At 67.6% G+C, this 16,545-nt stretch carries 18 protein-coding genes; 7 read left to right on the forward strand and 11 right to left on the reverse strand.

Going from position 1 to position 16,545, the window contains the following annotated elements; genetic code table 11:
* Positions 1-35 precede the first annotated feature (35 nt).
* Positions 36-1,061: a PE family protein gene (locus AWB92_RS27610; RefSeq protein WP_241523609.1), complete on the forward strand. Its 1,026-nt coding sequence runs from the start codon at positions 36-38 to the stop codon at positions 1,059-1,061.
* Between the two features lie 24 nt (positions 1,062-1,085).
* On the opposite strand, the gene AWB92_RS30145 is transcribed toward AWB92_RS27610, so the two are convergent.
* The 8 genes from AWB92_RS30145 to AWB92_RS27645 form a co-directional block, all read right to left on the reverse strand.
* Positions 1,086-1,844, reverse strand: a complete 759-nt coding sequence (locus AWB92_RS30145) for a glycoside hydrolase (protein WP_173817507.1) — start codon at positions 1,842-1,844, stop codon at positions 1,086-1,088.
* A 43-nt stretch (positions 1,845-1,887) separates the two neighbouring features.
* Entirely contained in the window at positions 1,888-3,525 is a 1,638-nt protein-coding gene (locus tag AWB92_RS27615) for an L-lactate permease (protein ID WP_173817501.1), read from the reverse strand.
* Between the two features lie 220 nt (positions 3,526-3,745).
* Positions 3,746-4,222 carry a DUF6632 domain-containing protein gene (locus AWB92_RS27620; protein WP_085191342.1) on the reverse strand — a complete coding sequence of 159 codons (477 nt, stop codon included), beginning with the start codon at positions 4,220-4,222 and terminating at the stop codon, positions 3,746-3,748.
* The gene (locus AWB92_RS27625) at positions 4,219-5,202 is read right to left on the reverse strand and encodes a sigma-70 family RNA polymerase sigma factor (protein ID WP_085191344.1); all 984 of its coding nucleotides are present in this window, start codon (positions 5,200-5,202) and stop codon (positions 4,219-4,221) included. Before AWB92_RS27625 ends, AWB92_RS27620 begins: the two co-directional genes overlap by 4 nt.
* Positions 5,186-5,923 (reverse strand): DUF899 domain-containing protein, encoded by a 738-nt coding sequence (locus AWB92_RS27630; protein WP_085191346.1) that lies wholly within the window; start codon positions 5,921-5,923, stop codon positions 5,186-5,188. Before AWB92_RS27630 ends, AWB92_RS27625 begins: the two co-directional genes overlap by 17 nt.
* 49 nt (positions 5,924-5,972) lie before the next feature.
* Positions 5,973-6,278, reverse strand: coding sequence for a hypothetical protein (locus AWB92_RS27635; protein ID WP_085191348.1), 306 nt, complete (start codon positions 6,276-6,278; stop codon positions 5,973-5,975).
* A gap of 5 nt (positions 6,279-6,283) precedes the next feature.
* Positions 6,284-6,418, reverse strand: a complete 135-nt coding sequence (locus AWB92_RS27640) for an NmrA family NAD(P)-binding protein (protein WP_085191351.1) — start codon at positions 6,416-6,418, stop codon at positions 6,284-6,286.
* A complete protein-coding gene (locus AWB92_RS27645) occupies positions 6,411-7,334 on the reverse strand; it encodes an NmrA family NAD(P)-binding protein (RefSeq protein WP_085191353.1) in 924 nt (307 codons plus the stop codon). Before AWB92_RS27645 ends, AWB92_RS27640 begins: the two co-directional genes overlap by 8 nt.
* A 240-nt stretch (positions 7,335-7,574) precedes the next feature.
* Here AWB92_RS27645 and AWB92_RS27650 point away from each other — a divergent pair, with 240 nt between their 5' ends.
* Positions 7,575-9,872: an MMPL family transporter gene (locus tag AWB92_RS27650; protein ID WP_085191355.1), complete on the forward strand. Its 2,298-nt coding sequence runs from the start codon at positions 7,575-7,577 to the stop codon at positions 9,870-9,872.
* On the opposite strand, the gene AWB92_RS27655 is transcribed toward AWB92_RS27650, so the two are convergent.
* The gene (locus tag AWB92_RS27655) at positions 9,873-10,076 is read right to left on the reverse strand and encodes a hypothetical protein (RefSeq protein WP_142282349.1); all 204 of its coding nucleotides are present in this window, start codon (positions 10,074-10,076) and stop codon (positions 9,873-9,875) included. It abuts the gene before it with no gap.
* Positions 10,077-10,226: 150 nt separating this feature from the next.
* Between AWB92_RS27655 and AWB92_RS27660 the strand changes: the two genes are divergently transcribed.
* The 5 genes from AWB92_RS27660 (at position 10,227) to AWB92_RS27680 (ending at position 15,643) form a co-directional block, all read left to right on the forward strand.
* Entirely contained in the window at positions 10,227-11,258 is a 1,032-nt protein-coding gene (locus tag AWB92_RS27660) for a 4Fe-4S binding protein (RefSeq protein ID WP_085191357.1), read from the forward strand.
* Positions 11,259-11,900: 642 nt separating this feature from the next.
* Complete coding sequence (locus tag AWB92_RS27665) at positions 11,901-12,872, forward strand: sulfate ABC transporter substrate-binding protein (protein ID WP_085191433.1); 972 nt, start codon at positions 11,901-11,903, stop codon at positions 12,870-12,872.
* Positions 12,869-13,759 (forward strand): sulfate ABC transporter permease subunit CysT, encoded by an 891-nt coding sequence (gene cysT, locus AWB92_RS27670; protein WP_085191359.1) that lies wholly within the window; start codon positions 12,869-12,871, stop codon positions 13,757-13,759. The genes AWB92_RS27665 and cysT overlap by 4 nt, the downstream gene beginning before the upstream one ends.
* Positions 13,756-14,565, forward strand: coding sequence for a sulfate ABC transporter permease subunit CysW (gene cysW / locus AWB92_RS27675; protein WP_068183694.1), 810 nt, complete (start codon positions 13,756-13,758; stop codon positions 14,563-14,565). Before cysT ends, cysW begins: the two co-directional genes overlap by 4 nt.
* Before the next feature lie 16 nt (positions 14,566-14,581).
* A complete protein-coding gene (locus AWB92_RS27680) occupies positions 14,582-15,643 on the forward strand; it encodes a TOBE-like domain-containing protein (protein ID WP_085191361.1) in 1,062 nt (353 codons plus the stop codon).
* Between the two features lie 14 nt (positions 15,644-15,657).
* Here AWB92_RS27680 and AWB92_RS27685 read toward each other — a convergent pair whose 3' ends face one another.
* Entirely contained in the window at positions 15,658-15,993 is a 336-nt protein-coding gene (locus AWB92_RS27685) for a DUF732 domain-containing protein (RefSeq protein WP_241523611.1), read from the reverse strand.
* A gap of 64 nt (positions 15,994-16,057) precedes the next feature.
* Positions 16,058-16,432, reverse strand: a complete 375-nt coding sequence (locus AWB92_RS27690; RefSeq protein ID WP_068183702.1) for a DUF732 domain-containing protein — start codon at positions 16,430-16,432, stop codon at positions 16,058-16,060.
* Between the last annotated feature and the right edge of the window lie 113 nt (positions 16,433-16,545).

A 16,545-nucleotide genomic window follows, 5' to 3' on the forward strand; every position in this document is an offset into this window, starting at 1 on the left:
AGCGGATCGGCGGGAGGCGCGTTTTGTCATATCTCGTGACGGCTCCAGAGCAGCTGCAGTCTGCGGCCGAAGGTTTGGCCGGCATTCGTACGTTGCTGTCCGGGTCCGCCGCGTCGGCCGCGGCGCCCACGACGGCCGTGGCCGCCGCCGCTCAGGACGAGGTATCGGCTTTGGTCGCAACGTTATTCAGCGATTTCGGCCAGGAATTCCAAGCCATCAACGCCCAAGCCAAGGTGTTTCACGAGGAGTTCGTCGGCCTGATCAACGCGGGCGCGGGCGCCTACCTCGGCACCGAGCTGGCCAACGCCGGGGCTGCGGCCGCCGCGGACTTGAACCTGTCGTCGTTCCTGGGCGGCAGCGCGAGCCTGAACCTGAACGGTGGACTGGTGACCCTGCCGCCGATCCTGGGCGGTGGCGTGCTGAGCGTGCCGTCGTTCATCACCGGGGGTGTGCTGGATCTGCCACCGATCTTGGGCGGTGCGCAATTGATCGTGCCGCCGATCTCGAGCGTCGGTTCCGCGATCGTCACCGCCGCGAGCCCGATCATCAACGGCGGCGTGGTGACCCTGCCGTCGTTCCTGGGCGGCGGGGACTTGACGGTGCCGTCGATCCTGACCGGCGGCGTGCTCGACCTGCCGGCAAGCCTCGGCGGTGGCGTGCTGGGGTTGCCTTCCATCATCACCGGCGGCCTGCTGACGCTGCCCTCCAGCCTCGGCGGCGGCGTATTTACGGTGCCCCCGATCAGCACCATCCTGACCCCGATCCTGGACGGCGGCGCGGTGACCCTGCCGCCGGTCCTGGGCGGCGGACAGTTGAGTATCCCGTCGGTCCTGACCGGTGGGGTGTTGAGCCTGCCGCCGATCGCCGGCGGCGGGGACGTCAGCATCCCGTCGATCCTCACCGGCGGCGTGCTGAGCCTGCCCCCGAGCGTCGGCGGCGGGGACGTCGGGATCCCTTCGGTCATCACCGGCGGCATCCTGACCCTGCCTCAAAGCCTCGGCGGCGGGCAATTGACGGTGCCCCCGATCACCGGCGACTTGCTCGGCCTCCTCGGCGGCTGACCGGAATCCCGAAGGCGCCGTTGATCACTCGGACGGCGCGGGCGTCATCGACCCGATGTAGTACGTCTCGTGACCGGTCGGGTAGCCGCCGCCGTTGGTGGCGATGTGAACGTGGTCGTAGTGGTTCAGCGTTTCGTTGCCCAGGTTCGACATCCAGCTCGGCGCGCCGACGCCCGGGTAGATCTTCTGGCGCCAGATCACATGGTTGATTCCCCACCGTTTCGCGTTCGCCAGGGCGTACCCGGCGATTTCGTTACCGAGCTGGATGCCTTCCGGGCTGGCGTGGTTGGGGATCATCACGTCGATCGCCAACCCGTTGGGATGCCACGGCAGGGGATCCTCGCGATACCCCCCGATGGTGGTGATCTCCGGGAACAGCACGCTGATGGCGCGGGCAGCCCAGATGGTTTTGACCTGCAACCGCTGCTCGTTCGCGACGCCGGGAGACAACGGGAACAGGAATTGCTGGGCGGCCGCGGGAGCACCCGCCGCCAGCTTCTCCACCTCCGCGGGACTGGCGATCTGCGGCGCCGGACCCGCCGGCGGTGCGGCGGTCGGCGGTGCGGCGGTCGGACCGGGCGCCGCCGCGGCGATCGGCGGCACGGACGGCCCGGCCGCCTGGCCCGCGGCCGGCTTGTCGGGGCAGCACGGCTGTGTGCCCTGGGCGTTGATGGGCTTGGTGCCTTGGGCGTAGATGATCGCGGCCGAGACCACCAGCGAGGCCGCCAACGCCAACCACCGGCTTCGTCCGATGGCTAATACGCCTTTGCGCACGAACAGCAGCTTAGTGCCGTCCGGGACGGCCGTGGCAATCTTTTGCGAAGAATCAGGGCACCATCCAGGACAGCACCGACGCCTGCAGCCCGGACAGGGCGCAGATGAACGCCAGGAACACCAGGCTCCAGATGAACACGCGCCGGAAGATGTCGCCCTCCTTGCCGTGCACGCCGACCGCCGCCGCCCCGATGGCGAGGTTCTGCGGCGAGATCATCTTTCCGAGCACTCCGCCGGAGCTGTTGCCGGCGGCCATCAGCACCGGGGATAGTCCCGCCTTGGCCGCCGCGGTCACCTGCAGGGCGCCGAAGAGCGAGTTCGAGGACGTGTCGGACCCCGTCACCGCCACACCGAGCCACCCCAGGATGGGGGAGAGCAGCGCGAACGCGCCTCCGGCCCCGGCCATCCACGTGCCCAGGGTGATGGTCTGCCCGGATGCGTTCATCACGAATGCCAGTGCCAGCACTGCCATTACGGTGACGATGGCCCATCGCAGCTGATGCAGCGTCGCCCCGTAGGCCCGGAGCGCGCCGCCCACCGACAGGCGCAGCGCCACCATGGTGAGGACCCCGGCCACCAGCATCTGCGTGCCCGGTGTGGTCAGCAGATTCAAGGTGAAGTTTGGCAGCGACGACGGGGCGCCCTTGGCCGTATAGAGATGCAGCCCCGGCCAATGCACGATGAAGGTCGCCTTGTCGAGAAGCTTCTTCACCCAAGAGATCTGGCAAATCACGAAGACGGCGATGACAATCGCGTAGGGCGAGTACGCGCGCAGCACCTGCCCGCGCGGGTCGGGATCCGCGACGCGCTCGGCGAACTCGGGAGCCGGCGCCTCCGCGGCCCCGCCGGCGATGACCGGCGCGCCAACGTGTTCGGGGCGCGACGGCCTGATGCGAACCACCGAGACCACGGCACCCGCGGACAATAGCGACGCGATCACGTCGGCCAGTGGCACCGACACGAAGTTCGACGTCGCGTACTGACCCAGGCCGAAAACCACGCCGCCCGCAATCGCGGGGATCCAAGTTTCGCGCACGCCGCGCCGGCCGTCGACGATGGCGACCAGCGCGAGGGGGACGAAGACTGCCAGGATCGGGGTTTGGCGCCCGACCATCGCGCCGAGCGTGTCGGTCGGCAACCCGGACGTCTTGGCGAGCGTGATGATGGGCGTGGCCATCGCGCCGAATGCCACCGGCGCGGTGTTGGCGACCAGTGCCAGCACCGCCGCCTTGATCGGTTTGAAGCCCAGCGCGAGCAGCATCACCGAGGTGACCGCCACCGGCGTGCCGAACCCGGCGAGCGCTTCGAGCAACGCGCCGAACGAAAACGCGATGATGATGGCCTGGATCCGGTGATCGTCGCTGACCGTCGCAAAACTGCGGCGCAGCACGTCGAAATGGCCTGTCTCCACCGTCATCTGGTAAACCCAGATCGCGTTGATCACGATCCATAGGATCGGGAAGAACCCGAAGACGGCGCCCTCCGCACCCGCCAGCGCCGCCTGGCCGACCGGCATCCCGTAGACCGCGACCGCTATCACGAGCGCGACGGCCAGCGACGCAAGCGACGCCATCCAGGCCCGGACCCGCAACACACCCAGCATCAGGAACAGGGCGGCCAGCGGCAAGGCGGCCACCAGGGAGCTCCAGGCCAGCGAGTGGGCGACGGGATCGAGTATCTGGCGATACATGGCGCGCACCTTCCGGACGGACGGGTGCGCGGGCTTTCCGGTCGCCAATCCCCTTGAGCAGCAACGGGACTCGATGGCCGGCGCGGCACGCCACCGTGGTGACAGTCGTTGTCGTAACAGTGCTCTACACAGCACTCTATATCCGCGCGCGTCAATCGCGGCGTTCCGTTTTGGTGCGGAGGTTTTTCCCGACGTTGTTAGCCGTGGCGCCTTTCGGCGTTCACTGCGAATTAATCCGGCCGACAGCCTCTTTGCGCCGCCACAGGTAGATGCCGAGCGCGAGGACCAGCACGAACGGTATGTCGGTGAAGAACTTGCTCCAGTAGTGATCGATCTCGGTGGCCGCCTGGGCGGCCATCAATAACCCGTGGACGAGATTGGCCCACATGGTGAAGCTCAGAAACGACGCGTAGCCGCGCGGGTCGCCGGCGGCGCGCAGCAGGAAGATACCCCACACGATGTAGATCACCAGCAGCATCGGGGGAACGTGCAAATGTTCGCTGCCGCAACGCACGTCGTTCCAGATCGTCCAGTTCAACGCGCCGCCGTGCTCAGCCAGCAGCGGCGACTGCGCGATGAAACCTACGAACAGCGGCACAAAGATCGCGAGCGTCAGCACGCCGTAGACGCGCAGAAACACCCGGAAGGCCGTCGGGCCTTGCGGCGGAGCTGGTTTGTCGATTCCGGTCGCGCTCATCGTTGTGGTCCTTTCTTTGACGCCGTCGCCGGCAAGTCGAAACGTCCTAGCGTGGCGACGTCCATGAACGCCACGACGTGGGAAATGCCCTGTGCGGCAACGGTGAGCACGTGCAACGAGTGCAGCCGCCGCCCGCCGGCCGGACCGGTGTACAGCGCCGCCGCGGGCTGCCCGTTGGCCGAAGTCCGGATGACCGACGCCCCACCCAACTCGCGCATCCGTGCGCCGAGGAACCCCCCGACGTCGTGCGCGCCCCGAAACCAGGTGAGAAATGGCGGCATTTCGTACCTGGCGTCCTCGGTGAGCACCGCCATGAGCCCGGCCACGTCGGCGTTTTCGAACGCGGCCACATACCGGTCGAGCAGCTCGCGTTGCCGGGCCTCCGACGGCTCGAGCACGCTGTCGTGGTCGGCCGGCAGCCGCGAACGCGCCCGCTGCAGCGCGCTGTTGACCGCCGCGACGCTGAGCTCCAGCACGGCCGCGACCTCGGCCGCGCTCAGGCTCAGAACGTCGCGCAAGATCAGCACCGCCCGCTGGCGGGGCGTCAGCGCCTGCAACGCGGCGACAAACGCCAACCGCATCGTGTGACGCGCGGCGACCACCGCGGCGGGATCCGTCAGGGTGCCGGTCAGCACCGAGTCGGGCGCCGGCTGCAACCAGGCCAGCTCCGGCGAGCCGGCCTGCACACCGGCGAAGGCATCCATCGCCGGACCGCTGAGGTCTGACGGCAGCGGGCGGCGGTTGTGTCGCTCGATCCCCTTGAGGAAGGCGCGGGTGGCGATGCGATACAGCCACGTGCGCAGCGACGAGCGTCCCTCGAAGCGGTCATAGGCGCGCCACGCCTCGAGGTACACGTCCTGCACGATCTCCTCGGCGTCGTCCAGCGACCCGAGCATTCGGTAGCCGTAGGCGATCAGCTCGCGCCGAAACGGCTCGGCGAGCCGCCCGAAGTCCTCTTTGGTGTCAGTGGTGGTGGGCATGGCCGTCCGAGGCTCCGTAGGTGTCGTGCCAAGGCCACTCGTTGATGTAGCGCTGGCGGCCCAGCGGGGTCAGGTCCAGGAAGCGGTAGGTGCTGAGCATGACGTCGGCGCCGACCCCGTAGGCCGAATAGGTGTGGAAGACCGCGCCGTCGTCCTGGACGAAAACGCTGATGCCCTGCCCGTCGGCGCCGTCGGCGGCCGCGTAGTCCAGTCCCTCCCGCAGCAGCTTGGCCTTGTCCTTGTAGTTGTATTCGACCGGCGCGATCGACTCGTCGCTGGTGACGTGGAAGTCGTAATTGAAGTCGCTGCCGTGCGAGGAGTAGAACGGCAGCCGCCAGCCCATCCGCGCCTTGAACCGGCTCAGCCGCGCATACGGCGCCCGCGACACCAGCGCCAGCGTGGTGTCCGCGCCCTCGCGAAGGTGGACGGGGTCGGGCATGTTGTCGACGGCGAAGGAACAACTCGGGCAGCCGTCGTCGATGTCGTGCAGCCACATGAAGTGGTAGACGATCAGCTGGCTGCGGCCGTCGAACAGATCGATCAGCCGTGCGCTGCCGTCGGGGCCCTCGAAGACGTAGTCCTTGTCGACGGGCACCGCCGGCAAGCCGCGGCGCTTCTCGGCCAGGGCGGCCAGCTGCCGGCTCGCGGCCTTCTCCTCGGCCAACAATTCGAGCCGCGCGGCAAGCCACTCCTGCCGGGGCGCGATGCGCGAAATCTTCATCGGGGTCTGCCTCCTTTCACCACATACTGAGGATCGGCCGGGCCGAAACTCATCGCTTCCTGCCGAAGTAGGCTCCGATCAGCACGGCGCGGCTGATCAGCGGCGGTGTCGCGAGGCGCTTGTCCAGCTCGCGGTGGAATTCCCGGTCGGCGTCGCAACCCGCGAACGGGTCGGCGGTGCCGTCGAACACGGCGACGTGCAGGAAACCCGTTCCGTCCTCGAACTGGAACGCCTGGTAGTCCAGCCCGCCGGGATCGCGGGCCCGGAGCTCGTCCAGTACCCGCTCGATCAACGCCCGGTTGTGTTCGGCCGAATTTGCGGTGGTGTGGTACTGCACCACGGCGGCTCTGCGCATTCTCCTCACCCCAATCCCTTGTCGCCGTTCGAGTTTCGCGTCGCCGCCCGAACCGGGACCGCCCGGTCGACCGGGGCCTCGACCACCGCGCCGCCTTGCCGGCCGGTCGCGCCGATGACGGTGACCGGTCCGCTAGGCATCGTGGTGGGCCTCCTGCGCTACCCCGAATGCGGTCCGGTGTTGGCCGATGAACGCGTCCAGCGACTGCGGCGCCACGCCGCCAATCGTTTCGACGACGTCGGTCACCGCGTCGAAAACACCGTGTTGGTGACTCTCGGCGACCCGCGAGAGGTGCTCGATCAAATACGGCGTCATGACGTCGACCTGCGCCAGGGCCTGCCTCCAGGCCTTGCCCGGGATGTCGACGTATTCGACCGGGCGCCCCAGCACCCGGCTGAAAACGCCGGCCTGTTCCGTCATCGTCAGCGACGCCGGCCCCGTGGGCACATACGTCTTGCCACGGTGCGCGGACGGATCGGTCAGGATGCCGACGACCACGCGCGCGATGTCTTCGCCCCCGATTGGAGCGTGGGCCCCGTCGCCGTACGGAAGATAGATCCTGCCCTCGGCGCGAACGGTCGGGGCCGCGACGTTGAAGAGATTCTCCAGAAAAAACGGGGGCCGCAGGTGCGTGACGCCGATTCCGGACTGGTCCAGCACCCGTTCGGCCACCCAGTGTGCGCGAGCCGCGGGGCTGCGATGATCCGGGGCCGCCGTGATCTGGGACATGTTCACCACCGCCTGCAAACCCGCCTGCGCGCCGGCCACGGCGAAGTTCGCGGAGGCCTCCAGCAGCCCTTCGGCCAGCGGATACGTGAAATAGGCCCGCTGGACGCCGTCGAGCGCCGCGCGCACGTCGCGGTAGTCGAGGAGATCGCCGACGGCGATCTCGGCGCCGAGCTCCCTGAGTTGGTCGGCCCGTTCATCCGCCCGACGAACGAACGCGCGGACCGGCAGCCCGCGTGCGAGCAGCTGTCGCGCCGCGTAATTGCCCGTGGCTCCGTGGCTTCCAGCCGCGCCCGCGATCAAGTAGCGCGTGCCTGTCTCCCGTGTCATCTTCGCTCCCTTTCGTAGGCGAACACGCCGAACGCCTATATAGAGGCGGCGGGCGGCCCAAACTCATCGGCGGCAAGGCATCCGCAAGAACTTCGCGAAGATCTGGCAAGCGTTGTGCCGCACGCTGAGCGCTGTCGGTCGCGGGGCGACTTTGCGATGCGCTATCGCATGCGATAGCGCGTTCGTGGATCATCGCATGACCGCCGGTCGGTGCTGGGACTGCCGTGGGAAGGGAGTGTCGTGCTGTACGCAAGCGCTCGGCTCGCTATCGCGGCGCCGCGCCGGGTCATTGCCCTGGCGGTTTTGATCGTGATCGCCGCCGCGATCTTCGGCATCCCGGTGAGCAAGAGCCTGTTGCCCGGCGGGTGGTTCGATCCTGGCTCCGAGTCGTCGCGGGCGTCCGCGTTGCTGTCCCAGAAGTTCGGCCAGGGCGACATGGTCATGCTGATCACGGTCACGTCCGTCGACGGCGCGGACGGCCCCCGGGCGCGGGCGGCGGGCACGGATCTCGTTCGGCGGCTGCAGGATTCGCGCAATATCGAGCAGGTGCGTTCGGCCTGGACGGTGCCGCCGCCCGCGGCCCGCGCGTTCATCAGCAAGGACGGCAAGACGGGCCTGATCACGGCCGCGATTTCCGGCGGTGAGGCCAACGCCCAGAAAACCGCCGAGCGGCTGTCCCACGAACTCGTACACGACCGCGACGGCGTCACGGTGCGTTCGGGCGGCGACGCCACCGTCTTCTGGCAGGTCGACGACCAAACGCGCCAAGACCTGCTGGTGATGGAGTCGTTGGCGCTGCCGCTGAGTTTTGTGGTGCTGGTCTGGATCTTCGGGGGGTTGTTCGCGGCGGCGCTGCCGGTGGCCGTCGGCGGGTTCGCGATCCTCGGTGCGATGGCGTCGCTGCGCATGGTTTCGCTGTTCACCAACGTGTCGATCTTCGCGCTGAACCTGACCGTCGCGATGGGCGCCGCGCTGGCCATCGACTACACGCTGCTGATCCTCAGCCGATTCCGGGATGAGTTGGCAGAGGGTCAAACTCGCGACGCGGCGCTGATCCGCACGATGGCGACGGCGGGCCGCACGGTGTTGTTCTCGGCGATGACGGTGGCGTTGTCGATGGCCACCATGGCGCTGTTCCCGCAATACTTCCTGAAATCGTTCGCCTTCGCGGGGGTCGCGGTGGTCGCGTTCGCGGTGGCCGCCGCGGTCGTGGTCACCCCGGCGGCGATCATGCTGCTGGGCGAGCGCCTCGATTCCCTGGACGTGCGCCGGTTGGCACGCCGGATCCTGCGGCTGCCCCCCTTCCGGCTGGCCCCGGTCGAACGGCGCATCTGGTATCGATGGACGCGGTCCGTCACCCGCCACGCGGCGCCGATCGCCATCGCCATCGTCGCGCTGCTGTTACTGCTCGGCTCACCCTTCCGCGATGTGCGATGGGGCGTCGTCGACGACCGGGTCCTGCCCACCTCGGCCTCCGCGCGCCAGGTCGGCGACCAGCTGCGCACCGGCTTCCCGGGCAGCGGCGTGCCCGACGTCACGGTCGTGCTGGCGAACGCGGCCGGAGTCGGCCCGGCCGACCTCAACGCGTACGCCGCCGCGCTGTCGCGGGTGCCGGACGTCTCGTCGGTGTCCTCACCGGGCGGCACGTTCGTCGGCGGCAGGCTGGCGGGGCCGCCGTCGGGGTCGGCCGCCATCACCGACGGCGCCGCCTTCATGACCGTCGCCACGACGGCACCGCTGTATTCGGCCGCCTCCAACGCGCAGCTCGACCGTCTGCACGCCGTCCCAACTCCGTCGGGCCGGCCGGTGCTGCTCGCGGGCGCCGCCCAGGGTAATCGCGACACCGTGCACGCGATCACCACGCGCCTGCCGCTCGTGCTCACGATCATCGCCGTGATCACGCTGGTGCTGGTTTTCCTGCTGACCGGAAGCGCGGTGTTGCCGTTCGAGGCTTTGGTGACCAACACCCTGTCGCTGGCCGCGGCCTTCGGCGCGGTGGTGTGGGTGTTTCAGCAGGGACACCTGGGCGGGCTCGGCACCGCGGCGACCGGCACGATCGGCGTGGATCTGCCGGTCCTGTTGTTCTGCATAGCTTTTGGGCTTTCGATGGATTACGAGGTGTTTCTGATCGCTCGGATCCGGGAGTACTGGCTGGGCTCACACCGGGGCTGGGGCGCGAACGACCGGAGCATCGCGCTCGGCGTGGCGCACACCGGCCGGGTGATCACGGCCGCGGCGCTGATCATGGCGATCTCCTTCGTGGCGTTGATGGCCGCACAGGTGTCGCTCATGAGGCTGTTCGGGTTCGGGCTCACGGTCGCGGTGCTGGTCGACGCCACGCTGGTCCGGATACTGCTGGTGCCGGCGGTCATGCACGTGCTCGGCCGGGCCAACTGGTGGGCGCCCGAATGGTTGGCTCGGCTGCACGACCGGGTCGGGTTCAGCGAGAGCGGGGAGCGCGGGGCGGACACCGAGAAACCCGACTGGCGGGTGATCGGTCGCCGGGTGCTGTTCGGCGTGCAGAGCCGGCCGGTCTGATCAGACGGCGATGGCCTCGTCGACCGCGGGCTCGGAGAGCGGGCTGCGGCCGGTCAACAGGAGCAGCGCGAGTTCCTGGTCGGCGAAACGCTCGACGAGAAGCGGGACGTACTCCCGCACCGGTCGCCCCTCGAACCGGGCGTGAACACCCTGCACGACGGCGGCCACCGTTTGCGCGGGAATGGTCGAATACTTGCTGGTCAACCGATCGGCCACCTGGGCGATGATCGTCTGTTCACTCAACTCGATCACCGCGCCAGGTTCGCATGCGTTTCACACCGAAGTCAAACTCCGTTCACAGGGGGTCGGGAGCCCCGCCGTGCAGATAGCTGAGTATTGTGTACTATACCGAGCATGGCGGAAAAACTCCCGGCGAAGCTGGCGGAACACCCCACCGTGAAGAAGGTGAGAACCCGCCAGAAACGGCGCCCTGGCCTGCTGGACGCCGACTGGCTGCGCGAGCTGTGCCTGGCCGCCGGCGCCGACGACGTCGCGTTCGCCGCCGTGGACAACCCCGACCTGGCCTCGGAGGTCGAGCACGTCCAAGCCGCGCTGCCGGGAGCCAGGAGCTACATCTCGCTGGTGGTCAAGATGAACCGCGACAACGTGCGCTCGACGGCGCGCAGCGTCGCGAACCAGGAGTTCCACCGCAGCGGCGAAGTGCTCAACGAAGCGGCCCACCGGATCGTGCGCCGGCTGCAGGACACCGGTTATCGGGCCCTGAACCCGTCGGCGACGTTCCCGATGGAGATGGACAACTTCCCCGGCCGCATCTGGGTGGTGGCGCACAAGCCCGTCGCGGTGGCCGCGGGCCTTGGCGTTATGGGCATCCACCGCAACGTGATTCACCCGCGGTTCGGCAACTTCATTCTGCTGGGCACGATCCTGGTGGACGCCGCGATCAGCAGCTACGGCGAGCCGCTGGACTACAGCCCGTGCCTCGAGTGCAAGTTATGCGTGGCGGCGTGCCCGGTCGGCGCGATCGGCAAGGACGGCGACTTCGACTTCGTCTCCTGCTCGGTGCACAACTACCGCGAGTTCATGGGTGGGTTCACCGACTGGGTGCAGACGGTCGCGGACAGCGCCGATGCGGCCGACTTCCGTTCGCGGGTCAGCGATTCGGAGAACGCGTCGATGTGGCAGAGCCTGTCGTTCAAGCCGAACTACAAGGCCGCCTACTGCCTTGCGGTGTGCCCGGCGGGGGATGAGGTCATCGAGCCCTACCTGGAGAACCGCAAGGGCTTCATGGACTTGGTGCTGAAACCGCTGCAGGACAAGAAGGAGACGTTGTACGTGCTGCCGAACTCGCGGGCGAAGGCGCACGCCGAACGCCGCTATCCGCACAAGCCGGTGAAGGTTGTCGACAGCGGTATCCGGGGGCGCTAGTGGCCGGCCGGGCGAACCGCAAGGCGCTCGGCTGCACCATGTTTCGCGGGTCCCGCGCCGATGCGGGCCGGACGTTTCTCTCACCGTGACTTTTATCCGCGGACCCCGTTTCGGCCCGGTGTGAGCGCCGCAGGCGCGGCCGACCATTGCGCCCGTGCCGCGGGGCCGTCGTCGCACCGCGGTCGGGTCCGCGAATCGGCGAAGCCCTCCTCGACCTGTGCCTTTGCGGTCGATGGCACCGATTGGTTGCTGCGCATGTGGATCGACAACGGGATCGAGTCAACCGATCACGCGCGATCCCGGCGTTACGGTCGGGTTACACCGCCCGCTTTGCGTGTGACGTAGTGCGGCGGCGCGGGTGGGGCCGCGTTGCTGCCCGCGCGCCAACAGGGGCACGCGCTGTTAGGCTTCCCGCCATGCACGCGGCAGACCTCGTTTGCTCCCCATTCGTGCATTGTTGTCGCTGACTCGTAAGCCCGTGCGCGGATTGGGAGTTGGTAAAGACCGGTTGATGTTCTAGCGCCTTCCGCAGCCACGGGACCGACACGCCCGAGTCCCACCCCGGAAGGCCACCAATTGCTCAGTGACATCCGAAGCACACGGCGCGCCCGCCAGCTGGCCGCGCTGACCTTTGTCGTCGGCATGGTCACGGCATGCGGCGGCGGCGCCAGCGACATCGCGGGCGGCACCGGGCCGGCCAACGCGAACACGAAGATCACCCTGGTCGCGTATTCGGTCCCGGAACCGGGCTGGAGCAAGGTGATTCCGGCGTTCAACGCCTCGCAGGAGGGTCGGGGCGTGCAGGTGATCACGTCCTACGGGGCATCCGCCGACCAGTCCCGGGGCGTCGTCGAGGGCAAACCGGCAGACATCGTGAACTTCTCGGTCGAGCCGGACATCACCCGGTTGGTCAAGGCCGGCAAGGTCTCCGCGGACTGGGACAAGGGCGTCGCCAGCGGGATCCCCTTCGGGTCGGTGGTGACATTGGTTGTCCGCAAAGGCAATCCGAAGAACATCCGCGATTGGGACGACCTGCTACGCCCCGGCATCGAGGTCGTCACGCCCAGCCCGCTGAGTTCGGGCGGTGCCAAATGGAACCTGCTCGCCCCGTATGCAGCCAAAAGCGGAGGCGGCCGGGACACCAACGCCGGCGTCGATTTCATCAGCAAGCTGGTGCACGAGCACGTCAAATTGCGTCCGAGTTCGGGTCGTCTGGCCACAGGTGTCTTCATCGAAGGCAGCGGTGACGTGTTGATCAGCTACGAGAACGAGGCCATCGCCATTGAGCGGCAAGGAAAATCGGTGGAACACGTCAACCCAGCACAGACCTTCAAGATCGAGAACCCGCTGGCGGTGGTGAGCACCAGTGCGCACCTGGATGCCGCGACCGCGTTCAAGAATTTCCAGTACACCGCCGAGGCGCAGAAGTTGTGGGCGCAGGCCGGTTTCCGGCCGGTCGACCCCGCCGTGGCCGACAAGTTCCGCGACCAGTACCCGGTGCCGGTGAAGTTGTGGACGATCGCCGACCTCGGCGGCTGGAGCAAGGTGGACGCGCAGCTGTTCGACAGGAGCGGCGGCAGCATCACCAAGGTCTACCTGCAGGCGACCGGATGACCGCGGCCGTTCTCCCCGACCCGGAAGCGGTCCGGCCGGAACTCGAACCACCCGCCAATGAGGTGCCGGAGCCCCGCCCCCCGCGTGCCCCCCGCCCGCCGGGCGGGACGTCGCTTCAGGTCGGCGTGGCGACCCTGTGGCTCTCGCTGATCGTGCTGCTGCCGCTGGCAGCCATTGCCTGGCAGGCCGTGGGTGGGGGCTGGCAGGCGTTCTGGCTGGCGGTCACGTCTCACGCCGCGCTGGAGTCGTTCAAGGTGACGCTGACGGTTTCGGTGGTGGTCACCATCGTCAACCTGGTGTTCGGGCTGGCGACCGCCTGGGTGCTGGTGCGCGACGACTTCGTCGGCAAGGGGGTGCTCGACGCCATCATCGACCTGCCGTTCGCGTTGCCCACCATCGTCACCAGCCTGGTGATGCTCGCCCTCTACGGCAAGAACAGCCCGATAGGCATTCACTTGCAGCACACCCCGCCGGGCGTGGCGGTGGCGTTGATCTTCGTGACGCTGCCGATGGTGGTGCGGGCCATCCAGCCCGTGCTGCTGGAAATCGACCGCGAAGCCGAGGAGGCGGCGGCTTCCCTGGGTGCGACCGGTCCCAAGGTTTTCACCTCGGTCGTGTTGCCGTCGCTGACGCCGGCCTTGTTATCCGGTGCCGGCCTGGCGTTTTCGCGTTGCATCGGCGAGTTCGGCTCGGTGGTGACGATCGGCGGGCAGGTGCCGGGCAAGACCGAGGTGTCGTCGCAGTGGATCCGCGCCCTGATCGAGAACGACGACCGCACCGGCGCCGCCGCGATATCCATTGTCTTGCTGTCGATTTCATTCACCGTGCTGCTGCTCTTGCGCATCGTGGGCGGCCGGAGGGCCAAACGCGAGGAGAAGGCCGCATGAGCTCCGGGCGCTACGCGCTCCGCTCGGTGGTGCTGGCCTACCTTGGTGTGGTGCTGGTCGCTCCGGTGGTCATCATCTTGTGGCGCACCTTCCGGCCCGGCCTCGCTCAGTTCTACACGTGGATCAGCACGCCGGCGGCCATCTCGGCCCTGCACCTGTCGCTGCTGGTGGTCGCCATCGTGGTGCCGCTCAACGTCATATTCGGTGTCTTGGTCTCACTCCTGTTGGCGCGCAGCCGATTCCGCGGCCGGGGAGTGCTGCAGACGGTCGTGGACCTACCGTTCGCGGTCTCGCCGATCATCGTGGGCGTCGCGCTGATCGTGCTCTGGGGCTCGGCCGGCGCGCTGGGTTTCGTCGAAAAGGACCTCGGCATTCCGGTGATCTTCAGTACCCCCGGCATCGTGCTGGCCAGCATCTTCGTCACCCTGCCGTTCGTGGTGCGCGAGGTCCAACCGGTGCTGCAGGAAGTGGGGACCGAGCAGGAACAGGCGGCCGCGACGCTGGGTTCGGGTTGGTGGCAGACGTTTTGGCGGATCACGCTGCCGTCCATCCGGTGGGGTTTGACCTACGGCATCCTGTTGACCACCGCGCGCACCCTCGGCGAGTTCGGCGGGGTCATCATGGTGTCGTCCAACCTGCCGGGGGAATCGCAGACGCTCACGCTGCTCGTGAACGATCGCTACAACCGTGGGGCCGAATACGGCGCCTACGCGCTGTCGACGCTGATGATGGGCGTCGCGGTCGCGTTTCTGATCGTCAAGGCCATTCTGCTCATTCGCCGGGCGCGAGCTCGGGCCCAGGCATGACAAGGAGACAACAACGATGAGCGAAAACGGGGACGACCCGACTGCGTACGCGATCACGGTGCGTGACGCCTATAAGCGTTATGGCGATTTCGTGGCGTTGGATCATGTGGATTTCGTGGTGCCGAAGGGTTCGTTGACGGCGTTGTTGGGGCCCAGTGGGTCGGGCAAGTCGACGCTGTTGCGGGCCATCGCGGGGCTCGATCACCCCGACTCCGGCACGGTCACGATCGATGGCCTGGATGTCACGGGGGTGCCGCCGCAGCGGCGCGGGATCGGGTTTGTGTTTCAGCATTATGCGGCGTTCAAGCACCTGACGGTGCGCGACAACGTGGCCTATGGGCTCAAGATCCGCAAGCGGCCCAAGGCCGAGATCAAGAAGAAGGTGGACAACCTGCTGGAGGTGGTGGGGCTCAGCGGTTTTCAGACCCGTTATCCCAACCAGCTCTCCGGCGGTCAGCGTCAGCGCATGGCGTTGGCTCGCGCGCTGGCGGTCGATCCGCACGTGTTGTTGCTCGACGAGCCGTTCGGGGCACTGGATGCCAAGGTGCGCGAGGATTTGCGGGCGTGGTTGCGCCGCCTGCACGACGAGGTGCACGTCACCACGGTGCTGGTGACCCACGATCAGCAGGAAGCGCTGGACGTGGCCGATCGGATCGCGGTGCTCAACAAGGGCCGCATCGAGCAGGTCGGGTCACCGCTCGAGGTCTACGACTCCCCGGCGAACACATTCGTGATGTCGTTCCTGGGCGCGGTGTCCGTTCTCAACGGTGCCCTGGTGCGTCCGCACGACATTCGGGTGGGCCGCAACCCCGAGATGGCGGTGGCCGGCGGCGACGGCACGGCGGAGTCGATCGGGGTGGTGCGGGCCACCGTCGATCGGGTGGTGGCGCTGGGCTTCGAGGTCCGCGTGGAACTCACGGCCGAGGCCACCGGGGGCCCGTTCACCGCGCAGATCACCCGCGGCGACGCCGAGGCACTGGCCCTGCGCGACGGCGACACCGTCTACGTGCGTGCCACCCGCGTGCCGCCGATCGCCAGCGAGGTGACGGAGGATCAGGCGGGAGTCGGCTCGGCCTGACGAGCACGGCTGCTTTACCCGGTGGTCGTCCGGTATTGCGGGCAGTACGCGGACGACGACAGCCCCAGGAAGAAGCCGGCCTGCCTGGCCGAGAGATTCGCGTCCTTCATCAGCTTCATGACGAGCAGGGGCCGCGTGGTGCCCTGGTCGAGTAGCGCACACATGTTCCTGCCCATCCCGATGGCAGCGCTGTTGTCGGAAATCGGGATCCCCTGGCTCGCAAGGGCGGCGATGAACGCGTCATCGTTTTGGTCGGCCGATGCCGGCGCGGCGAAGAGCGGCGCCGCGGCGGAAAGCAGGACCGCCATTAACGTCGACCACTTTCCAGAACCCATGTTCAGATGGGCCACTGTTCCTCTTAGAGCGGGCGAATGTGCTTCGGTTCAAAAATAACCGTTAAGGCAAGAACAACCCTCACATCATCGGCGGGAACGGCACCATCCAGTTCATCGAGTTGTCGGTCTTGCCCCGGTACTGCGGGCAGTAGGCAGCCACCGAAAGGCCGACGAAGTAGCCGGCTTGCTTCGGCGAAAGCGGGGTGTCCTTCACGATCCCCATCGCCACCGCGGTTGACGCCTCACCCTTGTCGAATCCGGCGCACACCGTATGTCCCATCGATACCGCGGTGCCGCGGTCGGACATCGATATCCCGTTTTTCGCGAGGGCCGCGACGAACGCATCGTCAATCGGCTCCGCCGATGCAGGCGCCGCGCCCAGCAGCGCGGCCGCGGACAACAGGACCCCGCAGGCGATCGACCACTTCGCTGCACCCGCGTTTGTCCGGGTCATGGCCTCCCCCTAAGCGGGTGAATCGGCTTCGAGTCAAGAACGACTTGGTTGAACGGTAACCGAAATCTAGACATTCCTCTCGTCGAGCGGCCGCAAGAATTCCGCAAGAACTT

The sequence above is a fragment of the Mycobacterium sp. IEC1808 genome (assembly GCF_002101935.1).
Classification (GTDB): domain Bacteria; phylum Actinomycetota; class Actinomycetes; order Mycobacteriales; family Mycobacteriaceae; genus Mycobacterium.